Annotated in this window: 19 protein-coding genes; 17 read left to right on the top strand and 2 right to left on the bottom strand. The window is 71.7% G+C overall.

The window, feature by feature from the left end; translation table 11 throughout:
• Positions 1 to 17: 17 nt before the first annotated feature.
• The 13 genes from AC068B_RS03355 (at position 18) to AC068B_RS03295 (ending at position 14,168) form a co-directional block, all read left to right on the top strand.
• Entirely contained in the window at positions 18 to 410 is a 393-nt protein-coding gene (locus AC068B_RS03355; protein ID WP_356262389.1) for a VOC family protein, read from the top strand.
• Positions 411 to 554: 144 nt separating this feature from the next.
• Entirely contained in the window at positions 555 to 1,151 is a 597-nt protein-coding gene (locus tag AC068B_RS03350) for a hypothetical protein (protein ID WP_478668681.1), read from the top strand.
• Positions 1,152 to 1,232: 81 nt separating this feature from the next.
• Positions 1,233 to 4,535 carry a S41 family peptidase gene (locus AC068B_RS03345; protein WP_478668679.1) on the top strand — a complete coding sequence of 1,101 codons (3,303 nt, stop codon included), beginning with the start codon at positions 1,233 to 1,235 and terminating at the stop codon, positions 4,533 to 4,535.
• A gap of 102 nt (positions 4,536 to 4,637) precedes the next feature.
• Complete coding sequence (locus AC068B_RS03340; protein WP_478668678.1) at positions 4,638 to 4,991, top strand: histidine triad nucleotide-binding protein; 354 nt, start codon at positions 4,638 to 4,640, stop codon at positions 4,989 to 4,991.
• A 15-nt stretch (positions 4,992 to 5,006) separates the two neighbouring features.
• Positions 5,007 to 5,912: a ribonuclease Z gene (locus AC068B_RS03335; RefSeq protein WP_478668676.1), complete on the top strand. Its 906-nt coding sequence runs from the start codon at positions 5,007 to 5,009 to the stop codon at positions 5,910 to 5,912.
• Positions 5,913 to 5,944: 32 nt separating this feature from the next.
• Positions 5,945 to 6,946, top strand: coding sequence for an adenosine deaminase (locus tag AC068B_RS03330; protein ID WP_478668675.1), 1,002 nt, complete (start codon positions 5,945 to 5,947; stop codon positions 6,944 to 6,946).
• 130 nt (positions 6,947 to 7,076) lie between these two features.
• The gene (locus tag AC068B_RS03325) at positions 7,077 to 8,303 is read left to right on the top strand and encodes a macrolide family glycosyltransferase (RefSeq protein ID WP_478668674.1); all 1,227 of its coding nucleotides are present in this window, start codon (positions 7,077 to 7,079) and stop codon (positions 8,301 to 8,303) included.
• A 71-nt stretch (positions 8,304 to 8,374) separates the two neighbouring features.
• A complete protein-coding gene (locus AC068B_RS03320) occupies positions 8,375 to 9,679 on the top strand; it encodes a glucarate dehydratase family protein (protein WP_478668672.1) in 1,305 nt (434 codons plus the stop codon).
• Between the two features lie 54 nt (positions 9,680 to 9,733).
• A complete protein-coding gene (locus AC068B_RS03315; protein WP_478668671.1) occupies positions 9,734 to 10,837 on the top strand; it encodes a carbohydrate kinase family protein in 1,104 nt (367 codons plus the stop codon).
• Positions 10,838 to 10,973: 136 nt separating this feature from the next.
• Positions 10,974 to 11,990: a PhoH family protein gene (locus tag AC068B_RS03310; RefSeq protein WP_478668669.1), complete on the top strand. Its 1,017-nt coding sequence runs from the start codon at positions 10,974 to 10,976 to the stop codon at positions 11,988 to 11,990.
• A 12-nt stretch (positions 11,991 to 12,002) separates the two neighbouring features.
• Positions 12,003 to 12,500, top strand: coding sequence for an rRNA maturation RNase YbeY (gene ybeY / locus AC068B_RS03305; protein ID WP_150184050.1), 498 nt, complete (start codon positions 12,003 to 12,005; stop codon positions 12,498 to 12,500).
• 4 nt (positions 12,501 to 12,504) lie between these two features.
• Positions 12,505 to 13,815 (top strand): hemolysin family protein, encoded by a 1,311-nt coding sequence (locus AC068B_RS03300; protein WP_478668668.1) that lies wholly within the window; start codon positions 12,505 to 12,507, stop codon positions 13,813 to 13,815.
• Positions 13,812 to 14,168 (top strand): MmcQ/YjbR family DNA-binding protein, encoded by a 357-nt coding sequence (locus AC068B_RS03295; RefSeq protein ID WP_478668666.1) that lies wholly within the window; start codon positions 13,812 to 13,814, stop codon positions 14,166 to 14,168. The genes AC068B_RS03300 and AC068B_RS03295 overlap by 4 nt, the downstream gene beginning before the upstream one ends.
• A 205-nt stretch (positions 14,169 to 14,373) precedes the next feature.
• Here AC068B_RS03295 and AC068B_RS03290 read toward each other — a convergent pair whose 3' ends face one another.
• On the bottom strand, positions 14,374 to 14,505 hold the full coding sequence (locus tag AC068B_RS03290; RefSeq protein ID WP_356262354.1) for a hypothetical protein: 132 nt from the start codon (positions 14,503 to 14,505) through the stop codon (positions 14,374 to 14,376).
• Between the two features lie 422 nt (positions 14,506 to 14,927).
• Between AC068B_RS03290 and AC068B_RS03285 the strand changes: the two genes are divergently transcribed.
• Together AC068B_RS03285 and AC068B_RS03280 are read left to right on the top strand one after the other, a co-directional pair.
• A complete protein-coding gene (locus AC068B_RS03285) occupies positions 14,928 to 15,827 on the top strand; it encodes a helix-turn-helix domain-containing protein (RefSeq protein ID WP_478668665.1) in 900 nt (299 codons plus the stop codon).
• A 154-nt stretch (positions 15,828 to 15,981) separates the two neighbouring features.
• A complete protein-coding gene (locus AC068B_RS03280; RefSeq protein ID WP_478668664.1) occupies positions 15,982 to 16,194 on the top strand; it encodes a DUF397 domain-containing protein in 213 nt (70 codons plus the stop codon).
• 34 nt (positions 16,195 to 16,228) lie between these two features.
• Here the strand turns inward: AC068B_RS03280 and AC068B_RS03275 are convergent, their stop codons facing one another.
• A complete protein-coding gene (locus AC068B_RS03275) occupies positions 16,229 to 17,665 on the bottom strand; it encodes an MFS transporter (protein ID WP_478668662.1) in 1,437 nt (478 codons plus the stop codon).
• Between the two features lie 90 nt (positions 17,666 to 17,755).
• On the opposite strand from AC068B_RS03275, the gene AC068B_RS03270 reads away from it, so the two are divergent.
• Positions 17,756 to 18,661 (top strand): helix-turn-helix transcriptional regulator, encoded by a 906-nt coding sequence (locus AC068B_RS03270; RefSeq protein ID WP_478668661.1) that lies wholly within the window; start codon positions 17,756 to 17,758, stop codon positions 18,659 to 18,661.
• 26 nt (positions 18,662 to 18,687) lie between these two features.
• Complete coding sequence (locus AC068B_RS03265; RefSeq protein WP_478668660.1) at positions 18,688 to 19,041, top strand: cytidine deaminase; 354 nt, start codon at positions 18,688 to 18,690, stop codon at positions 19,039 to 19,041.
• The last annotated feature ends 62 nt before the right edge of the window (positions 19,042 to 19,103 follow it).

Here is a 19,103-nt window from a genome sequence, read left to right as displayed (position 1 = left end):
ACCCCCCGGGGGATGCGTTGGAACTCGCCCAGGTCCGTCTGCTCGTCGCGGACTTCCCTGCCTGCTACCGCTTCTACGGCGAAGTCCTGGGCCTGAAACCCCAGTCGGGCGCCCAGGACGGACCGTACGAGAAGTTCGGGTTCACCGTCGGCTCGGCGGGCATCGCGCTCCAGGACCGGGCGATGATGGCCGGACTCCTCGGTGAGCTGGCCGACGCGGCGACCGGGCACCGCTCGCTCGTGGTGCTGCGGGTCGACGACCTGGACGCGTACTGCGAGGAGATCGTCGGGCGCGGGGCGGTCCTCGCGCACGGGCCAGCGCCGATGACGGAGCGCATGCGGGTGGCCCATCTCAAGGACCCCGAAGGCAATCTGGTCGAGTTGCAGGAGTGGCTGCTGCTGCGCACCTGAGCCGTTTCCGGCCGGGGGGACCCGGTGGACAGATGGCCGCAAGCGGTCTACCGCACCGGCGTCCGCGGTGGCACTCTGCCGCCTATGGGGGCATTGAGGCGGTTACGTGGCCGGGTGTCGGGGATACGGATGCCGAGGACACGCGTGTTGGGGACACGGCGTTCGATGATCCTGTACGCCGTCGGGCTTGCCGGTGCCACCGTGCTGGGAGTCACCGCGTGCGAGCCGGTGGACGGCGGGATGAACACCTCCGCCGTCGCGCTCACCACGGACGAGATGGGTACCAAGGAGCTGGAGCGGCAGGGGGTCGACGTGGCCTGGCTCAGCTGCACCGCCAGCTTCGAGGACAAGGTCACGCCGAGCAGCGGGTCCGACAACACCCAGTCCGTGGTCAAGGTGGACTGCCAGGGCGAGACCTCCGACGGCACGGACATCACCATCAGGGGCCGGGTGTACTCCGTCGTCGACGGGGCCTGCGTACGCGGCAACCTCACCGCCAAGGTGGGGGACAAGGAGTGGTTTCGCGTCGACGTCCTGGGCAACTGCGAGTCCGGCAACGGCGACGGGAACGATGACGGCAACGGGAACGGAAACGGTGACGGCGGGCACGACGGAGGCGGCGAGCCCTCCACCCCGCCCTCCCACGAAGAGCCCGCCCCCGCGCCCACCACGACCGTCACGGTGACCGCCCCGCCGGACCCGCCGCCCGCCCCGACCTGCGACTGTCTGCCGGGCAAGTGATCCCCGTGCCGCGCGGACCGGCTCCGGGCAAGAGATCCAAACCACTGTCGGCCCGCCCGGAGCCTGCCTAGGCTGGGCGGTGTGACACAGACTGCGTACCTTCGGTTCCCGCACATCCACGGCGAGTTGATCACCTTCACGGCTGAGGACGACGTCTGGGTCGCGCCCCTCGACGGGGGCCGGGCCTGGCGGGTCAGCGCCGACAACATGCCCGTGAACCACCCCCGGATCTCGCCCGACGGCGCGACCGTCGCCTGGACCTCCACGCGCGACGGAGCCCCCGAGGTGCACATCGCGCCCGTCGACGGCGGTCCTTCCAAGAGGCTGACGTACTGGGGGAGTTGGCGCACCGCCGTGCGCGGCTGGACCCCCGACGGGCAGGTCCTCGCGGTCAGCGCGACGGGAGAGGCCTCGCTGCGCCGCAGCTGGGCCCGGGCCGTGCCGCTCGACGGCGGCCCCGCGGCCACGCTTCCCTACGGCATCGTGGGCGACGCCGCGCACGGCCCCGACGGCCGGGTCCTGCTGCTCTCCGCCCCGATGGGCCGCGAGGCGGCCTGGTGGAAGCGGTACCGGGGCGGCACGGCGGGCAAGTTGTGGATCCGGCACGCCGAGGGGGCCGGGGCGGGCCCCAGTGGTGAGGGGGCGCCTCACGGTGACGGAGAGGCTCGCGGTGACGGTGAGGTCCACGACGGCGAAGAGCCCCGCGCGGGCGGCCCGGCTCCCTTCGTACGCGTACACGAAGGGCTCGACGGCAACATCGAGTATCCGCTCGTGGTCGGCGAGCGCATCGCCTTCCTCTCCGACCACGAAGGCGTCGGCGCCCTCTACTCCTCCCTGCCCGACGGGTCCGACCTGCGACGCCACACGCCGCTCGACCACTTCTACGCGCGGCACGCGGCCACCGACGGCACCCGCGTCGTCTACATGTCCGCCGGTGAACTCTGGCTCCTGGACGACCTGTCGGACGCCGAGCCGCGCCGCGTCGACGTACGGCTCGGCGGGCAGCGCACCGATCTGCAGCCGCACCCCGTGACCGCCGTCCGCTGGTTCGGGGCCGCCGCGCCCGACCACACCGGACGCGGCAGCGCCGTCTCCGTGCGCGGCTCCGTGCACTGGGTGACGCACCGCGAAGGCCCCGCCCGCGCGCTCGCCGCCGAGCACGGCGTACGCGCCAGACTGCCCCGCACCTTCCGCGTACAGGGCGAGGAGCACGTCGTGTGGGTCACGGACGCCGAGGGCGACGAGGCCCTGGAGTTCGCCCCCGCCACCGGCCCCGCGCCCGGCGCCACCCCGCGCAGGCTCGCCGCCGGGCAGCTGGGCCGGGTCCTCGGGCTCGCCATGGCCCCGGACGGCTCCCGCGCCGCCGTCGCCTCGCACGACGGCCGGGTGCTGCTCGTCGAGCGCGAGAGCGGCGAGGTCCGCGAGGTCGACCGCAGCGACGACGGCGAGGCCACCGGGCTCGTCTTCTCGCCCGACTCCGCCTGGCTCGCCTGGTCGCACCCCGGGCCGCGCCCGCTGCGTCAGCTCAAGCTCGCCAACACCGCCGACCTGTCGGTGGCCGAGGCGACCCCGCTGCGCTTCCGCGACTACGCGCCCGCGTTCACCCTCGACGGCAAGCACCTCGCGTTCCTCTCCGCCCGCGCCTTCGACCCGGTCTACGACGAGCACGTCTTCGACCTCGCCTTCGTCGGCGGCTCCCGGCCGTACCTGATCACGCTCGCCGCGACCACGCCGTCCCCCTTCGGGCCGCAGCGGCACGGCAGGCCCTTCGACACGCAGGACGGCGCGGAGACGCCCGACAGCGAGGGCGCCCCCGTCACCCGCATCGACTTCGACGGACTGGCCGACCGCATCGTGCCGTTCCCCGTCGAGGCCGCCCGCTACAGCACGCTGCGGGCCGCGAAGGACGGCCTGCTCTGGCTGCGGCACCCGGTGCGCGGCGTCCTCGGCGCCTCCCGCGCCACCCCGCACGCCCCGGACCCGAGGACCGAGCTGGAGCGGTACGACTTCGCACAGCACCGCGTCGAGGAACTCGCCGCGGACGCCGACCACTTCTCGGTCACCGGCGACGGCAAGCGGATCCTGCTGTGGACCGACGGCAAGCTGAAGGTCGTGCCCAGCGACCGGCGGGCCTCCGGCGACGAGGACAGCGACTCGAACATCACCGTCGACCTCTCCCGGATCCGCCACACCGTCGACCCGGCCGCCGAGTGGCGTCAGATGTACGACGAGACGGGCCGCCTCATGCGGGACAACTTCTGGCGTCCCGACATGGGCGGCGTCGACTGGAGCGCCGTCCTTGAGCGCTACCGCCCCGTCCTGGCCCGCGTCGCCACCCACGACGACCTCGTCGACCTGCTGTGGGAGGTGCACGGCGAGCTCGGCACCTCGCACGCCTACGTCACACCGGGCGGCGGGGGCGGGGCGCACCGGCAGGGGCTCCTCGGCGCGGACCTCGCGCCCGGTGAGGACGGCCTGTGGCGCATCGGCCGGATCCTGCCCTCGGAGACGTCCGACCCGTCCGCGCAGTCGCCGCTGGCCGCGCCCGGCGTCGCGGTCCGCAGCGGTGACGCGGTCATCGAGGTCAACGGCCGCCCCGTCGACCCGGTCACCGGGCCGGGGCCGCTGCTCGTGGGCACCGCGGGCAAGCCCGTCGAGCTGACGATCTCGCCGTCCGGCGGCGGCGACGCCCGGCACGCCGTGGTGGTCCCCGTCGACGACGAGGAGCCGCTGCGCTACCACGCCTGGGTCGCCGACCGGCGGGCGTACGTCCACGAGCACTCGGGGGGCCGCCTCGGCTACCTCCACGTGCCCGACATGCAGGCGCCCGGCTGGGCGCAGATCCACCGCGACCTGCGCGTCGAGGTCGCCCGCGAGGGCCTGGTCGTGGACGTCAGGGAGAACCGCGGCGGGCACACCTCGCAGCTCGTCGTGGAGAAGCTGGCGCGCCGCGTCGTCGGCTGGGACCTGCCTCGCGGCTCGCGCCCGCTCAGCTATCCGATGGACGCGCCGCGCGGCCCGGTCGTCGCCGTCGCCAACGAGTTCTCCGGCTCCGACGGCGACATCGTCAACGCCGCGATCAGGGCGCTCGGCATCGGGCCCGTGGTGGGCACGCGCACGTGGGGCGGCGTCATCGGCATCGACAGCCGCTACCACCTGGTCGACGGGACGCTGGTGACGCAGCCGAAGTACGCGTTCTGGCTGGAGGGCGAGGGGTGGGGCGTCGAGAACCACGGGGTCGACCCGGACGTGGAGGTCGTCACCACCCCGGACGACTACGCGGCGGGCCGCGACCCGCAGTTGGACGAGGCGGTCCGCATCGCGCTGGCCGCGCTGGCGGAGAACCCGGCGAAGACGGCTCCGGAGCTGCCCGGCGCGGAGTGACCGCGCTCCGTCGAGCGTGCCCCGTCGACCGCGCCCCGGCCCGCGGGGACGCGGCCGATAGCATGCCGAACGTACTGATCGTTCCGTTCTAGGAGGCGGCCCATGGCGGGCGAAGCGCAAAGCGACTGCCTGTTCTGCAAGATCGTCGCGGGCGAGGTGCCCGCGACCGTCGTCCGGGAGACCGAGACGACCGTGGCCTTCCGCGACATCAACCCGCAGGCACCGACCCACGTCCTGGTGATCCCCAAGGTGCACTACCCGGACGCCGCGTCGCTCGCCGCCGCCGAGCCGAAGATCGCCGCGGACGTGCTGCGGGAGGCGGGCGAGGTCGCCGCCGAGGAGAAGGCCGAGAGCTACCGCATCGTCTTCAACACGGGGTCCGGCGCGGGCCAGACCGTCTTCCACGCGCACGCGCACGTCCTGGGCGGCCGCGGCCTCCAGTGGCCGCCCGGATAGCGGGGACCGTCCTCCTTGTCCGCACGTGAACTGGTGGTGCTCGGCACCGCCAGCCAGGTCCCCACCCGGCACCGCAACCACAACGGCTACGTCCTGCTCTGGGACGGCCAGGGCATCATGTTCGACCCCGGCGAGGGCACGCAGCGCCAGATGCTGCGCGCCGGGGTCGCCGCCCACGACCTGCACCGGATCTGCGTCACGCACTTCCACGGCGACCACTCCCTGGGCCTGGCCGGGGTGATCCAGCGCATCAACCTCGACCGGGTCCCGCACCCCGTCACGGCCCACTACCCGGCGTCGGGGCAGCGCTTCTTCGACCGCCTGCGGTACGCGACGGCCTACCGCGAGACCGTGCGGCTCACCGAGGCACCGGTCGCCGCGGACGGCCCCCTGGACGTCACCCCTTCGTACACCCTCGACGCGATGAAGCTCTCCCACCCCGTCGAGTCGTACGGCTACCGCCTCACCGAGCCCGACGGGCGCCGGATGCTGCCGCGGCTGCTCGCCGAGCACGGCATCAAGGGGCCGGACGTCGGACGGCTGCAGAAGGAGGGCAGCCTCGGCGGCGTGACCCTCGAAGAGGTCAGCGAGGTCCGGCGCGGCCAGCGGTTCGCCTTCGTGATGGACACCCGGCTCTGCGACGGCGTGCACGCGCTCGCCGAGGGCTGCGACATGCTCGTCATCGAGTCGACGTTCCTCGACGAGGACGAACAACTAGCCACCGACCACGGCCACTTGACCGCGGGCCAGGCCGCCCGCGTCGCCGTGGACGCGGGCGTGCGCCACCTCGTCCTCACCCACTTCAGCCAGCGCTACCCCGACCCGGACGCCTACGAGCGACAGGCCCGCGCCGCCGGGTTCGACGGTGAACTCACCGTCGCCCGCGACCTGTTGCGCGTCCCCCTGCCCAAACGAACCTGAGTACCACCCACAGAACCGAGCGAGACCGCACCATGCCGATCCCCAAGGCCGAACTCCACCTCCACATCGAAGGCACCCTCGAACCCGAGCTCGCCTTCGCACTCGCCGCGCGCAACGGCGTCGAACTGCCGTACGCCGACACCGAAGAGCTCCGCAAGGCCTACCTCTTCGACGACCTCCAGACCTTCCTGAACCTCTACTACAGCCTCATGGCCGTGCTGCGCACCGAGGCCGACTTCGAGGAACTCGCGGACGCCTACCTCGCCCGCGCCGCCGAACAGGGCGTCCGGCACGCGGAGATCTTCTTCGACCCGCAGGCGCACACGGCACGCGGCATCCCCATCGCCACCGTCGTAGAGGGCCTCGCCCGCGCCCTGGACCGCAGCGAGGAGCGGCACGGCATCTCCACGCGCCTCATCATGTGCTTCCTGCGCGACAAGTCCGCAGACTCCGCGCTGGAGACGCTGACGGCCGCCGAGCCCCACCTCCACCGCATCATCGGCATCGGCCTGGACTCGGCCGAGGTCGGCCACCCGCCCGCCAAGTTCCGGAAGGTGTACGAGGCGGCCGCCGCCCGCGGTCTCCGGCTCGTCGCCCACGCGGGGGAGGAGGGCCCGCCCGCGTACATCACGGAGGCCCTCGACATCCTGGGCGTCGAGCGCATCGACCATGGGCTGCGCTGCATGGAGGACCCGGCACTGGTGGAGCGCCTGGTCCGCGACCGCGTCCCGCTCACGCTCTGCCCGCTCTCCAACGTCCGGCTGCGCACCATCGACGTACTGGAGGACCACCCGCTGCCGCGGATGCTGGACGCCGGACTCATGTGCACGGTCAACTCCGACGACCCGGCCTACTTCGGCGGGTACGCCGACGACAACTTCCTTGCCGTGCGCGAGGCGCTCGGACTGGACGAGGAGCGGCTGCGCACCCTGGCCAGGAACTCCTTCGAGGCGGCCTTCCTCGACCGGGACGCGGCGGACGAGGCGCTGCGGGCGCGGTACATCGCCGAGGTCGAGGCTTATTCGTTCGACTGATCGTCGGCGCCGGGGTTAGAGTCCCGGCATGGACTCCATGGTGCAGATCTACGGCTGACACGGCCCTTTCGGCCCCCGCCCGCCCCGCGCGCGTCATCGACCGTGCTTGGGGCCGAGGCGGCGGGCCGCCGTGTCCTCATCCGTAGCTTCCCGCACCAGGAGAACTCTTATGTCATCCCGACCCTCACGCCGCCGTGCCCATATCGCCATGGTCGGCGTCCCGATGGTCAGCCACGTGCTGCCCGGCCTGGAGATCATCCGTGAGCTGGTGGCGCGCGGCCACCGCGTGACGTACGCCAACGACCCCGCGACCGCAGGGCTCATCGAGCCCACGGGCGCCGAACTCGTCGCGTACACCTCGACGCTCCCGTTCCGCGACAACATCTGGCCCGAGGACCCGATCGAGGCCAGCGGGCTCTTCCTCGACGACGCGATGGCGGTGCTCCCGCAGCTCCACGCGGCGTACGACGACGACCCCGCGGACCTGTATCTGTACGACATCGGCGCGTACGTCGCCCGTGCGCTCGCCGAGGCGCAGGGGCGGCCCGTCGTGCAGCTGTCGCCGACCTTCGTGGCCTGGGGCAGCTATCAGGAGGAGGTCGGCGCGCACCTCGCGCAACTGCCGGGCGCCGACGCCCTGGAAGCCCGGTTCAAGGAGTGGCTCGCCGGGTGCGGGGCCACCACGCTGGACGTCGGGGAGTTCTCCGGCGTGCCGCCGCGGGCCCTCGCCACCATCCCGCGGGCCATGCAGCCCCACGCCGACACCGTCGACCCCGCGCGGGTCGACTTCGTCGGGCCCTGCCTCGGCGACCGCGCACAGCGGGACACCTGGACGCGTCCCGAGGGCGCGGAGAAGGTGCTCCTGGTCTCGCTCGGTTCGTCGTACACCGTGCAGCCGGAGTTCTACCGGCAGTGCGTGGCCGCCTTCGGGGACCTGCCCGGGTGGCATGTCGTGCTGCAGATCGGCAAGCACGTGGATCCCGCGGAGCTGGGCGGTGACGTTCCCCGGAACGTCGAAGTCCGTTCCTGGGTGCCGCAGGTGGCCGTGCTGGAGCAGGCCGACGCCTTCGTCACTCATGCGGGCATGGGCAGCAGCGGTGAAGGCCTCTTCGCCGGTGTGCCGATGATCGCCGTGCCGCAGGGCGCGGAGCAGCCGATGAACGCGGACCGGCTGGTGGAGCTCGGGGTGGCCCGCCGCGTCGACACGGCGGACGCGACGGCGCAGACGCTGCGTTCGGCGCTGCTCGGGCTGACCTCGGACCCCGATGTCGCGCGCAGGTGCGCCGAGTTGAAGGCGGCGGCCCGCGCCGAGGGCGGGGCCCGGCGGGCGGCGGATCTGATCGAGGCGGAGCTCTAGCCCTTCTGGCGGATCTCCGCGGGCGTTCGCACCATTGACGGTCACCGTTCGCGTACCTAGTCTCCGTTCTCATGTATGGACAGAGTCTCGTCATCGCGGACGTCCGTCTCACGCCCGTCCTCGTCGCCGATCCGCCGCTCCTCAACACCCAGGGCGTGCATCAGCCCTACACCCCCCGCCTGATCATCGAGGTGGTCACGGCGGGGGGTGTGACCGGAATAGGGGAGACGTACGGGGACTCGAAGTACCTGGAGCTCGCCCGGCCCCTGGCCGGGCGACTCGTCGGGCACGACGCGTCCGATCTGAACGGGCTGTTCACACTCGCGGACGACGTGGCCGTGGACGCCGCTCGGGTCGACGACTCCGCGGACGTCGGCGGTCTGCGCGGCGTGCAGACGGCCGACAAACTGCGGCTCTCCGTCGTCTCCGGCTTCGAGGTCGCCTGCCTGGACGCCCTCGGCAAGACCCTCGGGCTGCCCGTCCACGCGCTGCTCGGCGGCAAGGTGCGCGACGCCGTGGAGTACAGCGCGTACCTGTTCTACAAGTGGGCCGGGCATCCGGCGGGCGTCGCGAGCGAGCCGGACGAGAGGTGGGGCGCCGCGCTCGACCCCGCCGGGATCGTCGCCCAGGCCCGGCTCTTCACCGAGCGGTACGGCTTCACCTCCTTCAAGCTCAAGGGCGGCGTCTTCCCGCCCGACGAGGAGGCGGCCGCGATCCGCGCCCTGGCCGAGGCGTTCCCCGGCAGGCCGCTGCGGCTCGACCCCAACGGCGCCTGGTCCGTGGAGACTTCGCTGAAGGTCGCAGCGGAGCTCGGCGACGTACTCGAATACCTGGAGGACCCCGCGCTCGGTACCCCCGCGATGGCGGAGGTCGCCGCGGGCACCCGGGTGCCGCTCGCCACGAACATGTGCGTGACGACCTTCGAGGAGATACCGGAGGCCTTCGCGAAGAAGGCCGTGCAGGTGGTGCTCTCCGACCACCACTACTGGGGAGGGCTGCGGCGCACCAGGGAACTGGCCGCGGTCTGCCGGACGTTCGGCGTCAGCGTGTCCATGCACTCCAACACCCACCTGGGGATCAGCCTGGCCGCGATGACCCACGTGGCGGCCACCGTCCCCGGTCTTGAACACGCCTGCGACTCGCACTACCCGTGGCAGGCCGAGGACGTCCTCACCTCCCGGCTGCGGTTCACCGAAGGCAAGGTCGCCGTCACCGACACCCCGGGCCTCGGCGTCGAGCTCGACCGCGACAAGCTCGCCGCCCTGCACGCGCGCTGGCTCGACGACGACTTCCGGGCGCTGCGGGAGCGCGACGACGCGGCGGCGATGCGGGCGGCCGACCCGGGATGGACGACTCCGGCCGTGCCACGCTGGTAGGTCCACGGCCGGTAACCGCGAGCCCCGACAGGCATCGTCCGTTACGTTGCCTGCATGGTCGTACCCGTACAGCCCACCGTCGACCCGCTGAAGGCGGCCCGTAGAGCCGGGGATCCGGCCTGCGACGTCTACCTCACCGGCACGGTCTTCCTCGACATCATCTTCACCGGGCTCGACTCCGCGCCCGTGCGCGGAACCGAGTCCTGGGCCCGCGGCATGGGGTCGAGCCCCGGGGGCGTCGCCAACATGGCGACCGCCCTCGCCCGCCTCGGCCTGCACACGTCGCTCGCCGCGGCCTTCGGGGACGACCACTACGGCGAGTACTGCTGGGACGCCCTCGAACAGGGGGAGGGCATCGACCTGACCCCGTCACGCACCGTGCCCGGCTGGCACTCGCCGGTGACCGTCTCCATGGCGTACGAGGGCGAACGCACCATGGTGAGCCACGGCCACGAGCCGCCGCCGGACGCCGACGCGCCGGACGGGGGCGCCCCGGCGTGCCCGCCGCGCGCGCGTGCCGCCGTCGCCTCCCTGACGCCCGGCACCCGCGCCCCCTGGATCGCGCAGGCCGCGCGCAGCGGCACCCGGATCTTCGCCGACGTCGGCTGGGACGACACCGGGCGGTGGGACCTGGCGGGCCTCGCCGACCTGGAGCACTGCGAGGCGTTCCTGCCGAACGCGGAGGAGGCGATGCGGTACACCCGCACGTCCTGCCCCCGCGCGGCGGCACGGGCCCTCACCGAGCACGTGCCGCTGGCCGTGGTGACGCTCGGCTCGGAGGGGGCGTACGCGGTGGACGGGCGGACCGGCGAGACGGCGGAGGTGCCCGCCATCGAGGTCGAGGCGCTCGACCCCACCGGCGCGGGAGACGTCTTCGTCGCGGGATTCGTCACCGGGACGCTCGCCGAGTGGCCGCTCGCCGACCGGCTCGCCTTCGCGGGCCTGACGGCGGCGCTCTCCGTCCAGGAGTTCGGCGGCTCCCTGTCCGCGCCGGGGTGGGCGGAAGTGGGCGCGTGGTGGCGCCGGATCCACGAGTTCGACGACCAGGACCCCCTGGCGCTGCGGCGCTACGCCTTCCTGCAGTCCCTGCTCCCGGCCGCGAGCCGCCCGTGGCCGCTCCGCAGGGCCGTGCCGACGATCGGCTTCCGGTCGGCGTAGCGGAAAGAGCCGGGAGCGAGGGGTGGAAAAGACCTACGGCCAGTACCGTGCCGCGTCGTACTCTTGGGAGAGCAAGGCTGTCGAGCGGCCACCAAGCCCCGCACGAGGAGGATGAGCAGGCCTTCAGAGCCGGCCCATGACTCAGACACCCACGACTCACACCGACGCGCAGGACAGGGCCCGAGCCCACTTCACCGTCCCGGCCAACCATCCGATGGTGACGGTTCTCGGCTCCGGCGACGCCCTGCTGCGGGTGATCGAGAAGGCCTTCCCGGCGGCCGACATCCACGTCCGGGGCAATGAGATCAGCGCCGTGGGCAGCGCCCGCGAAGTCGCCCTCATCCAGCGCTTGTTCGACCAGATGATGCTGGTGCTCCGCACCGGTCAGCCGATGACGGAGGACGCAGTGGAACGCTCGATCGCCATGCTGAGGGCGGACGAGAACGGCAACGGCACGGAGGAGACCCCCGCCGAGGTCCTCACGCAGAACATCCTCTCGTCCCGCGGCCGCACCATCCGCCCCAAGACCCTGAACCAGAAGCGGTACGTCGACGCGATCGACAAGCACACCATCGTCTTCGGGATCGGCCCGGCGGGTACGGGAAAGACGTACCTCGCCATGGCCAAGGCCGTGCAGGCCCTGCAGTCCAAGCAGGTCAACCGCATCATCCTGACCCGCCCCGCGGTCGAGGCGGGCGAGCGGCTCGGCTTCCTGCCGGGCACCCTGTACGAGAAGATCGACCCGTATCTCCGCCCGCTCTACGACGCCCTGCACGACATGCTCGACCCGGACTCGATCCCCCGCCTGATGGCCGCGGGCACCATCGAGGTCGCCCCGCTCGCGTACATGCGCGGCAGGACGCTGAACGACGCGTTCATCATCCTCGACGAGGCGCAGAACACGAGCGCCGAGCAGATGAAGATGTTCCTGACCCGGCTCGGCTTCGACTCGAAGATCGTCATCACCGGTGACGTCACCCAGGTCGACCTGCCCGGCGGCACCAAGAGCGGTCTGCGCGAGGTGCAGAAGATCCTCGACGGCGTGGAGGACATCCACTTCTCGCGGCTCACCTCCCAGGATGTCGTCCGGCACAAGCTGGTCGGCCGTATCGTCGACGCGTACGAGAAGCACGACAGCCGCGACGGGAAGTAGACCAGCACCACCATGTCGATCGACGTCAACAACGAATCCGGAACCGAGGTCGACGAGCAGGCGATCCTCGACATCGCCCGCTACGCACTCGCGCGGATGCGCATCCACCCGCTCTCCGAGCTCTCGGTGATCGTCGTGGACACCGACGCCATGGAGCAGCTGCACATCCAGTGGATGGACCTGCCGGGGCCGACGGACGTCATGTCCTTCCCCATGGACGAGCTGCGGCCGCCCATGAAGGACGACGACGAGCCCCCGCAGGGCCTCCTCGGCGACATCGTGCTCTGTCCCGAGGTCGCCACCAAGCAGGGCAAGGACGCCCCGACGGAGCACTCCATGGACGAGGAGCTCCAGCTCCTCACCGTCCACGGCGTGCTCCACCTGCTCGGGTACGACCACGAGGAGCCCGACGAGAAGGCCGAGATGTTCGGCCTGCAGGCCGCGATCGTCGACGGCTGGCGCGCGGAGAAGGGCCTGACCGGCCCGTCCCCGGCGCCCACGGTCTCGTAGCGCCATGAATCCTCAGCTGATCGCGGGCGCGGTCGCCCTGGTGGTCGTGGCCTGGCTCGCGGCGTGCGCCGAGGCGGGCATCGCCCGGGTCTCCAGTTTCCGCGCGGACGAGGCGGTCCGCTCCGGGCGGCGCGGCAGCGCGAAGCTCGCGCAGGTCGCCGCCGACCCGACGCGCTATCTCAACGTGGCGCTGCTCGTGCGGGTGGCGTGCGAGATGGCCGCGGCGGCCCTGGTGACGTACGCCTGCCTCCAGGAGTTCGCCGAGACCTGGCACGCCCTGGCCGTCGCCATCGGGGTGATGGTCCTGGTCAGTTATGTCGCCGTGGGGGTCTCCCCGCGCACGATCGGCCGCCAGCACCCGCTGAACACGGCGACCGCCGCGTCCTACGTCCTGTTGCCGCTCGCCAGGATCATGGGCCCGATCCCGCCGCTCCTGATCCTCATCGGCAACGCGCTCACGCCCGGAAAGGGCTTCAGGCGCGGCCCGTTCGCGTCCGAGGCGGAGCTGCGCGCGATGGTGGACCTCGCCGAGAAGGAGTCCCTGATCGAGGACGAGGAGCGCCGCATGGTGCACTCCGTCTTCGAGCTGGGGGACACGCTGGTCCGCGAGGTCATGGTGCCCCGCACCGATCTGGTCGCCATCGAGCGCTTCAAGACCATCCGCCAGGCGCTCACGCTCGCGCTGCGCTCCGGCTTCTCGCGCATACCCGTGACGGGCGAGAGCGAGGACGACATCGTCGGCATGGTGTATCTGAAGGACCTGGCCCGCAAGACGCACATCAACCGCGACAGCGAGTCCGAGCTGGTGTCGACGGCGATGCGCCCGGCGACCTTCGTGCCCGACACGAAGAACGCGGGCGATCTGCTGCGGGAGATGCAGCAGGAGCGCAATCACGTGGCCGTGGTGATCGACGAGTACGGCGGCACGGCCGGGATCGTGACGATCGAGGACATTCTGGAGGAGATCGTCGGGGAGATCACCGACGAGTACGACCGGGAGCTGCCGCCCGTCGAGGAGTTGGCGGACGACGGCTGCTACCGCGTGACGGCGCGGCTCGACATCGGCGACCTCGGGGAGCTCTTCGGGTTCGACGAGTTCGACGACGAGGACGTGGAGACCGTCGGCGGCCTCCTCGCCAAGCGGCTCGGCCGGGTCCCGATCGCGGGGGCCTCCGCGGTCGTGCCGCTGCCGGACGGGCGGGAGCTGAAGCTCACCGCGGAGGCCGCGGCGGGCCGCCGCAACCGCATCATGACGGTGCTCGTGGAGCCCGTCGGCGCCGAGGCGGGCGCGGAGAAGGCGGGGGAGACCGGGTGACGCCCGAGGGCCTGCGCGCGTTCTGTCTGTCCTTCAACGACGCGGTGGAGGAATTCCCCTTCACGCCGGAGACGTCGGTCTTCAAGGTGGCCGGGAAGATGTTCGCGCTCTCGGCCCTCGACGGGCGCCCGCTCACGGTCAACCTCAAGTGTGAGCCGGACATCGCCGACCGGCTGCGGGCCGCGCACCCGGAGATCGTGCCGGGCTGGCACATGAACAAGCGCCACTGGAACACGGTGACGGTCGACGGCGGGCTTCCCGACCGGCAGATCAGGGAGCTCATCGAGGATTCCTACGACTTGGTGGTGGCGGGTCTGCCGCGGGCGGAGCGGCTGCGGCTCGACCGCCCCTGAGGGGCGCGCGCGGCCGGGAGTGCTTCCGGCGAAGTGTCCCAACAGGCCCTCGCCATAGGGGTGGTGGGACAGGCAGAATGGAGTGACAGGCGGATCCGAAACGCTCCCACTCCGGGCTGCCGGCCAAGGAACTCGGAGTGGAAACGTCTGTGCGATGGCGTCCGCCGCAGCTGGTCCCGGTCTCGAGCCGGGGCCAGTTCGCGTTTCACACGTGAGGCAGGATCCACCTGTCGATGATCTCCTGGACCATCATCAAGAGGCTCACCCACTGGGCCGTCTGTGCGACCCGTTCGGTCCACGTGCGGATGGTGCGGCGCCCGTCAGGCTTCTCGGCCATCGGGCTGTACTCCTTCCTGGTTCCACGCAAGTCGCGGATACCGCGGCGAGCCACGAACGGGTGGCGCCAGGAAGGGGGAAATCAGCGGTCGACGGCACTCGGTGGAGTGGATCCGTGCCGCAACGGCTCCGTTCTCAACCTCCTTGCAGCGGCGGTCAGTTGAGCAGGCTACCCTCTGCCATATCGTAGCTCGGACGTTGCGACATGGGTAGTGCTGACCGGCACATTGCGCATCGAAGGCTCGCCAAGTGCGATATAGCTACTCGGCAACTGTCGGCCTCGGTCCACCCCTGCGGTTGCGTGCCCAAGTGGTTCGGGGTCTCCTGACAGTGGCGTGAACTGTCGTCCCGGAAGGTCTCGATGAGTAAGCTGCTAGTCTGCTATGTTGCACCTCGCACGGTCCGGTTGGGGGTGGAGCCATCATGAGCGCGCCAAGTGCGGCACTGCAGCGACTGCGGCTGCGCACCGAGCTCCGAAAGGCGCGGACCGCCGCGCGGCTCACTCAGCGGCAGGTCGCCGCGAAGATGGAGTGGAGCCCCTCCAAGTTGATCCGGATCGAGGCCGGCGAAGTCGGCGTCTCGGTCAACGACTTGCGGCCCCTCCTGGATGCGTACGGGATCAGGGACCGCCGCAAGATCGAGGAGCTGCTCGATCTCGCGCGGGGCGGCCGCAAGATGCCGTACGCCGAGTACCGCGACCTGTACAGCAAGGAGTTCCTGCAGTTCCTCGCCCTGGAGTCGTCGGCGTCGATCGTTCGCGCGTACAACTCCCTTCAGCTGCCCGGCCCTCTGCAGACCGAGGAGTACGGCCGCGCCATCATGCGGGCGTACGACAAGGGGATCGACGACGAGGTGATCGAGCGGGCCATCGAGGTGCGGCTCTCCCGCCAGGACATGCTGACATCGGGCGACCGCGAGGTGTTCTACATCCTCGACGAGGCGATCGTGCGCCGTCAGGTCGGCGGACGCGGCGTCATGCGCGCCCAGTTGGAGCGGCTCGCGGAGCTCGCCGCCCTGCCGAAGTTCACCATCCAGATCCTGCCGTTCAGCGTCGGCGCGCATCCTGGGATCCAGGGGCCCTTCACGCTCTTCGAGTTCGAGGCGGACGAGATGCCGGACTCGCTCTATCTGGAGAACCCGCGCGGCGATTCGTACAGCACCAACGCGCCGGAGGAGAGCGGGCGTTACCTGGAGAGGTTCTGGGAGCTGGAGGACCTCGCCGTCAAGGAGCGCACCGTGGACATCCTCAAGGCTCTGGCGGTCAGGGCCGACGAGGGGGCGGACGATCTGGAGAGGCTGCTGCCGCCCGTCGAGGCGGCCTGACGCTTCATCAATCCCCGCCGCAACAAGGGACCTTGGCGAGAATCCGGTCGTTCAGATCCGTGTGTCGCGCCGTTATCCTGGAAGAGGTGCTATGTGCCTCTGCACCAGCCGCGCCGGGCCGGCTGGTCTTCCGCACCCGGGGTGGAGGAGCGGCGTGGGCAGCACATGGGGATGGCGCAAGAGCAGTGCGAGCGGGGCTGCGGGAAACGAGTGCGTGGAGATCGCCTGGACCGGCAGGACCGTCCTCATCCGTGACTCCGCGCGTCCCCGGGGCGCGATCGTCGTGGTGAGCCCGGAGGCCTGGGTCGTCTTCCTCTCCTCGGTGTCCCGCGTCCAGGCGCGGGACGTGACGGCGGCCCGGCCCTGACGGGACCGGGCCGGGTCGCACCGACTCGCGGGGCTCACGCGCGCTTGCGTCGTCCGCCGAGTCCCACCGCCACCGCGGCAGCCGTCGCGAGAACCACCGCGGCGTCGATCGCGAGGACCGTCCGCGTGCCGGTGAGGAGATCGGAGTTCGTCGTCGCGAGGACGCCGAGCACCGGGATGCCGATGGTGAGGCCCACCTGCTGGGTGGAGGTGACCAGACCCGTCGCCAGGCCCTGCTCCTCGTCGGGCACGCCCGACGTGACCGTCACGCCGTACGAGACGATCGCGCCCAGGTGGAACATGCTCGCCACCGAGACCGCGGCCGTGGCGAGCCACACCGACCAGCCGCCCTCGCCGATGCCGAGCAGCGCGGCCCCGAGGAGGCCCTGTCCGACCAGTGAGGCGACCAGCGTGCGGCGTGCGCCGAAGCGGCCGATGACCCTGGGCGCGTACACACCGGCGACCACCGAAAGGACGCCCTGCACGCCGAAGATCAGACCGGTCTCGAAGGCCGAGAGGCGCAGGACCTCCTGGAAGTAGAGGGTCAGCACGAAGACGACCGTCGACATCATCGAGAACGTGACCAGACCGCCGAGGTTGCCCCACGCCACGGTGCGGCGGCGCAGCATCGGCAGCGAGACGAGCGGGGATTCGGCGCGCGACTCGACGTATCCGAAGACCGCGAGCAGGAGCACGCCCGCCACCAGCGTGACGATGACGTCCGTGCCGCCGAAGCCGCGCTGGGCCGCCGTGGAGAGGGCGTAGATCAGGGCGAGCAGACCGCCGGTGACCGTCACGGCGCCGGGGATGTCCAGGCGCGGGCGGTCCGGGGTGCGGGACTCGGGCAGCAGGCCGGGCGCCAGCGGCAGCACGATCAGCGCGAAGAGGGTCAGCAGGCCCATCGTGGAACGCCAGCCGAGCGTGTCCGTGAGGACGCCGCCGAGCACCATGCCGACCGTGAAGCCGAGCGAGAGCAGCGTGCCGGAGATGCCGAGCGCCCGGTCGCGCTGCGGGCCCTCGGGGAACGTGGTCGTCAGGAGGGACATGCCGGTCGGCACGATGGCCGCCGCGCCCACGCCCTGCAGCGCGCGCCCGGCCAGGAACGACGCCGGGTCCCACGCGAACGTGGCGAGCAGCGAGGCCAGGCCGAAGAGCGCGAGGCCCGCGAGGAACAGCTTGCGGCGCCCGAAGAGGTCGCCGGTCCTGCCGAAGAGGAGCAGGAAGCCGCCCGAAGGCAGCGCGAAGGCGGTCACCGCCCACTGCAGCGCGGAGTGGCTCATGCCGAGGTCGGGGCCGAGCACGGGCAGCGCCACGTTCAGCACGGAGAAGTCCAGCGCGACCATGAACTGAGCGGCGCAGAGCACGAAGAGGACGAGCTTGTCGCGGGTGGAGAGCTTGGGGCCGTGCGGCTGCGGCTGCGGGGCCGGTGGCGCGGTCTGGGGGGACGGGGCAGTGGTGGTGTCGATCGCCATGGTCAAGAGCTTGCGTCGGCCGGAATAGACGTGGGGAGCGGGAACTTATGCTGGTGGTCGGAACACCAGTCAGGCTTGGGGGAGCGCCACATGGCAGCAGCAGTGCCGGTCACGTCGGACACGGACGCCTCGAAGGCGCGTCGCCTCGGGGAGCTCCGGGAGTTCCTGATGAGCCGCCGCGCACGCGTCAGCCCCACGGAGGCCGGGCTCCCCGACGGCGGCGCCCGCCGCCGCACGCCCGGCCTGCGCCGCGAGGAGGTCGCCGTGCTCGCCGGGGTCGGGGCCTCCTGGTACCAGTGGCTGGAGCAGGGCCGCGACATCTCCGTGTCGCCGCAGGTCCTGGACTCCGTGGCGCGCGTCCTGAAGCTGAGCGGCGCCGAGCGGCGCCATCTGTACGTGCTGTCCGGGCTCAACCCGCCGCGGCCCGAGGTCGCAAGGGACGACCAGGAGATGTGCGAGGGGCTGCACCGGCTCATCGACACCTGGATGCCGCAGCCCGCGCACATCATGGACGCGTACTGGAACTGCGTGATGTACAACGACGCGGCCGCCTCCGTGCTCGGCATGCGCTCGGAGACCTCCGAGAACTGCCTGCTCACCTTCTTCACCGACCCCATCTACCGTGGCCGCGCGAAGAGCTGGGAGCTCAACGCGCCGCAGGTCGTGGCGATGTACCGGGCCGCGTGCTCGGAGCACCCCGATGACGACGGCTTCGCCGCGGTGATCGCCGAGGCGAAGTCGGTGAGCCCGGAGTTCGTGGAGCTCTGGGAGCGGCGGGACATCCTGCCCGGCGGGCAGGTCGCCAAGGAGATCGAGCACCCGGTGGTGGGGGCGCTGTTCCTGGAGTCGACGCAGCTGAAGGTCCCGGCCAGGCCCGACCTGACGATCGTGCTGCACACGCCGATGCCGCACGCCGATGCGGACACCGCGGGGAAGCTGGCCTGGCTGGCCTCGCCCGAGGGGCGGCGCGGGTCGATCTATCCGGTGGCGGTGTAGCGGAGGCTGCTCCGTATGCTCGGGGCATGACTGAGAGCGCCGCGCTGGACCCCGAGGACCGCAAGATCGTCACCCTGGCCCGTTCCGCACGGGCCCGCAACGGTGTGCCCGAGGGGGCGGCCGTGCGGGACGAGACGGGACGTACGTATGTGGCGGGGACCGTTGCGCTCGACTCGCTCCAGCTGTCCGCGCTGCGGACGGCCGTGGCGATGGCGGTGGCGTCCGGGGCGGAGTCCCTGGAGGCGGCGGCGGTCGTCTCCGGGGCGGAGTCCCTCACCCCGGAGGACCTCGCCGCGGTGCGGGACCTCGGCGGGGCCGGGACACCGGTGTTCCTCGCGGGGGCCGACGGGGAGGTCCGGGTCCGGGCCGAGGCGGGCTGACGGCTGCTGCGGAGCCGCGTGGATTCAGCCCCTCTGGCGTTTGAGGAGCGGGGTGCCGAGCG

The organism is Streptomyces sp. NPDC042371, from assembly GCF_056437465.1.
Note: the sequence above shows the minus strand (reverse complement) of the source record. Positions and strands in the feature narration are given on the sequence as shown.

Excerpts from the sequence above, each read along its gene's own strand:
- AC068B_RS03340 (WP_478668678.1), top strand. The coding sequence starts at position 4,638 with ATGGCGGGCGAAGCGCAAAGCGACTGCCTGTTCTGCAAGATCGTCGCG.
- AC068B_RS03330 (WP_478668675.1), top strand. The coding sequence starts at position 5,945 with ATGCCGATCCCCAAGGCCGAACTCCACCTCCACATCGAAGGCACCCTC.
- AC068B_RS03320 (WP_478668672.1), top strand. The coding sequence starts at position 8,375 with ATGTATGGACAGAGTCTCGTCATCGCGGACGTCCGTCTCACGCCCGTC.
- AC068B_RS03315 (WP_478668671.1), top strand. The coding sequence starts at position 9,734 with ATGGTCGTACCCGTACAGCCCACCGTCGACCCGCTGAAGGCGGCCCGT.
- AC068B_RS03310 (WP_478668669.1), top strand. The coding sequence starts at position 10,974 with ATGACTCAGACACCCACGACTCACACCGACGCGCAGGACAGGGCCCGA.
- ybeY (WP_150184050.1), top strand. The coding sequence starts at position 12,003 with ATGTCGATCGACGTCAACAACGAATCCGGAACCGAGGTCGACGAGCAG.
- AC068B_RS03300 (WP_478668668.1), top strand. The coding sequence starts at position 12,505 with ATGAATCCTCAGCTGATCGCGGGCGCGGTCGCCCTGGTGGTCGTGGCC.
- AC068B_RS03290 (WP_356262354.1), bottom strand. The coding sequence starts at position 14,505 with ATGGCCGAGAAGCCTGACGGGCGCCGCACCATCCGCACGTGGACCGAA.
- AC068B_RS03285 (WP_478668665.1), top strand. The coding sequence starts at position 14,928 with ATGAGCGCGCCAAGTGCGGCACTGCAGCGACTGCGGCTGCGCACCGAG.
- AC068B_RS03275 (WP_478668662.1), bottom strand. The coding sequence starts at position 17,665 with ATGGCGATCGACACCACCACTGCCCCGTCCCCCCAGACCGCGCCACCG.
- AC068B_RS03270 (WP_478668661.1), top strand. The coding sequence starts at position 17,756 with ATGGCAGCAGCAGTGCCGGTCACGTCGGACACGGACGCCTCGAAGGCG.
- AC068B_RS03265 (WP_478668660.1), top strand. The coding sequence starts at position 18,688 with ATGACTGAGAGCGCCGCGCTGGACCCCGAGGACCGCAAGATCGTCACC.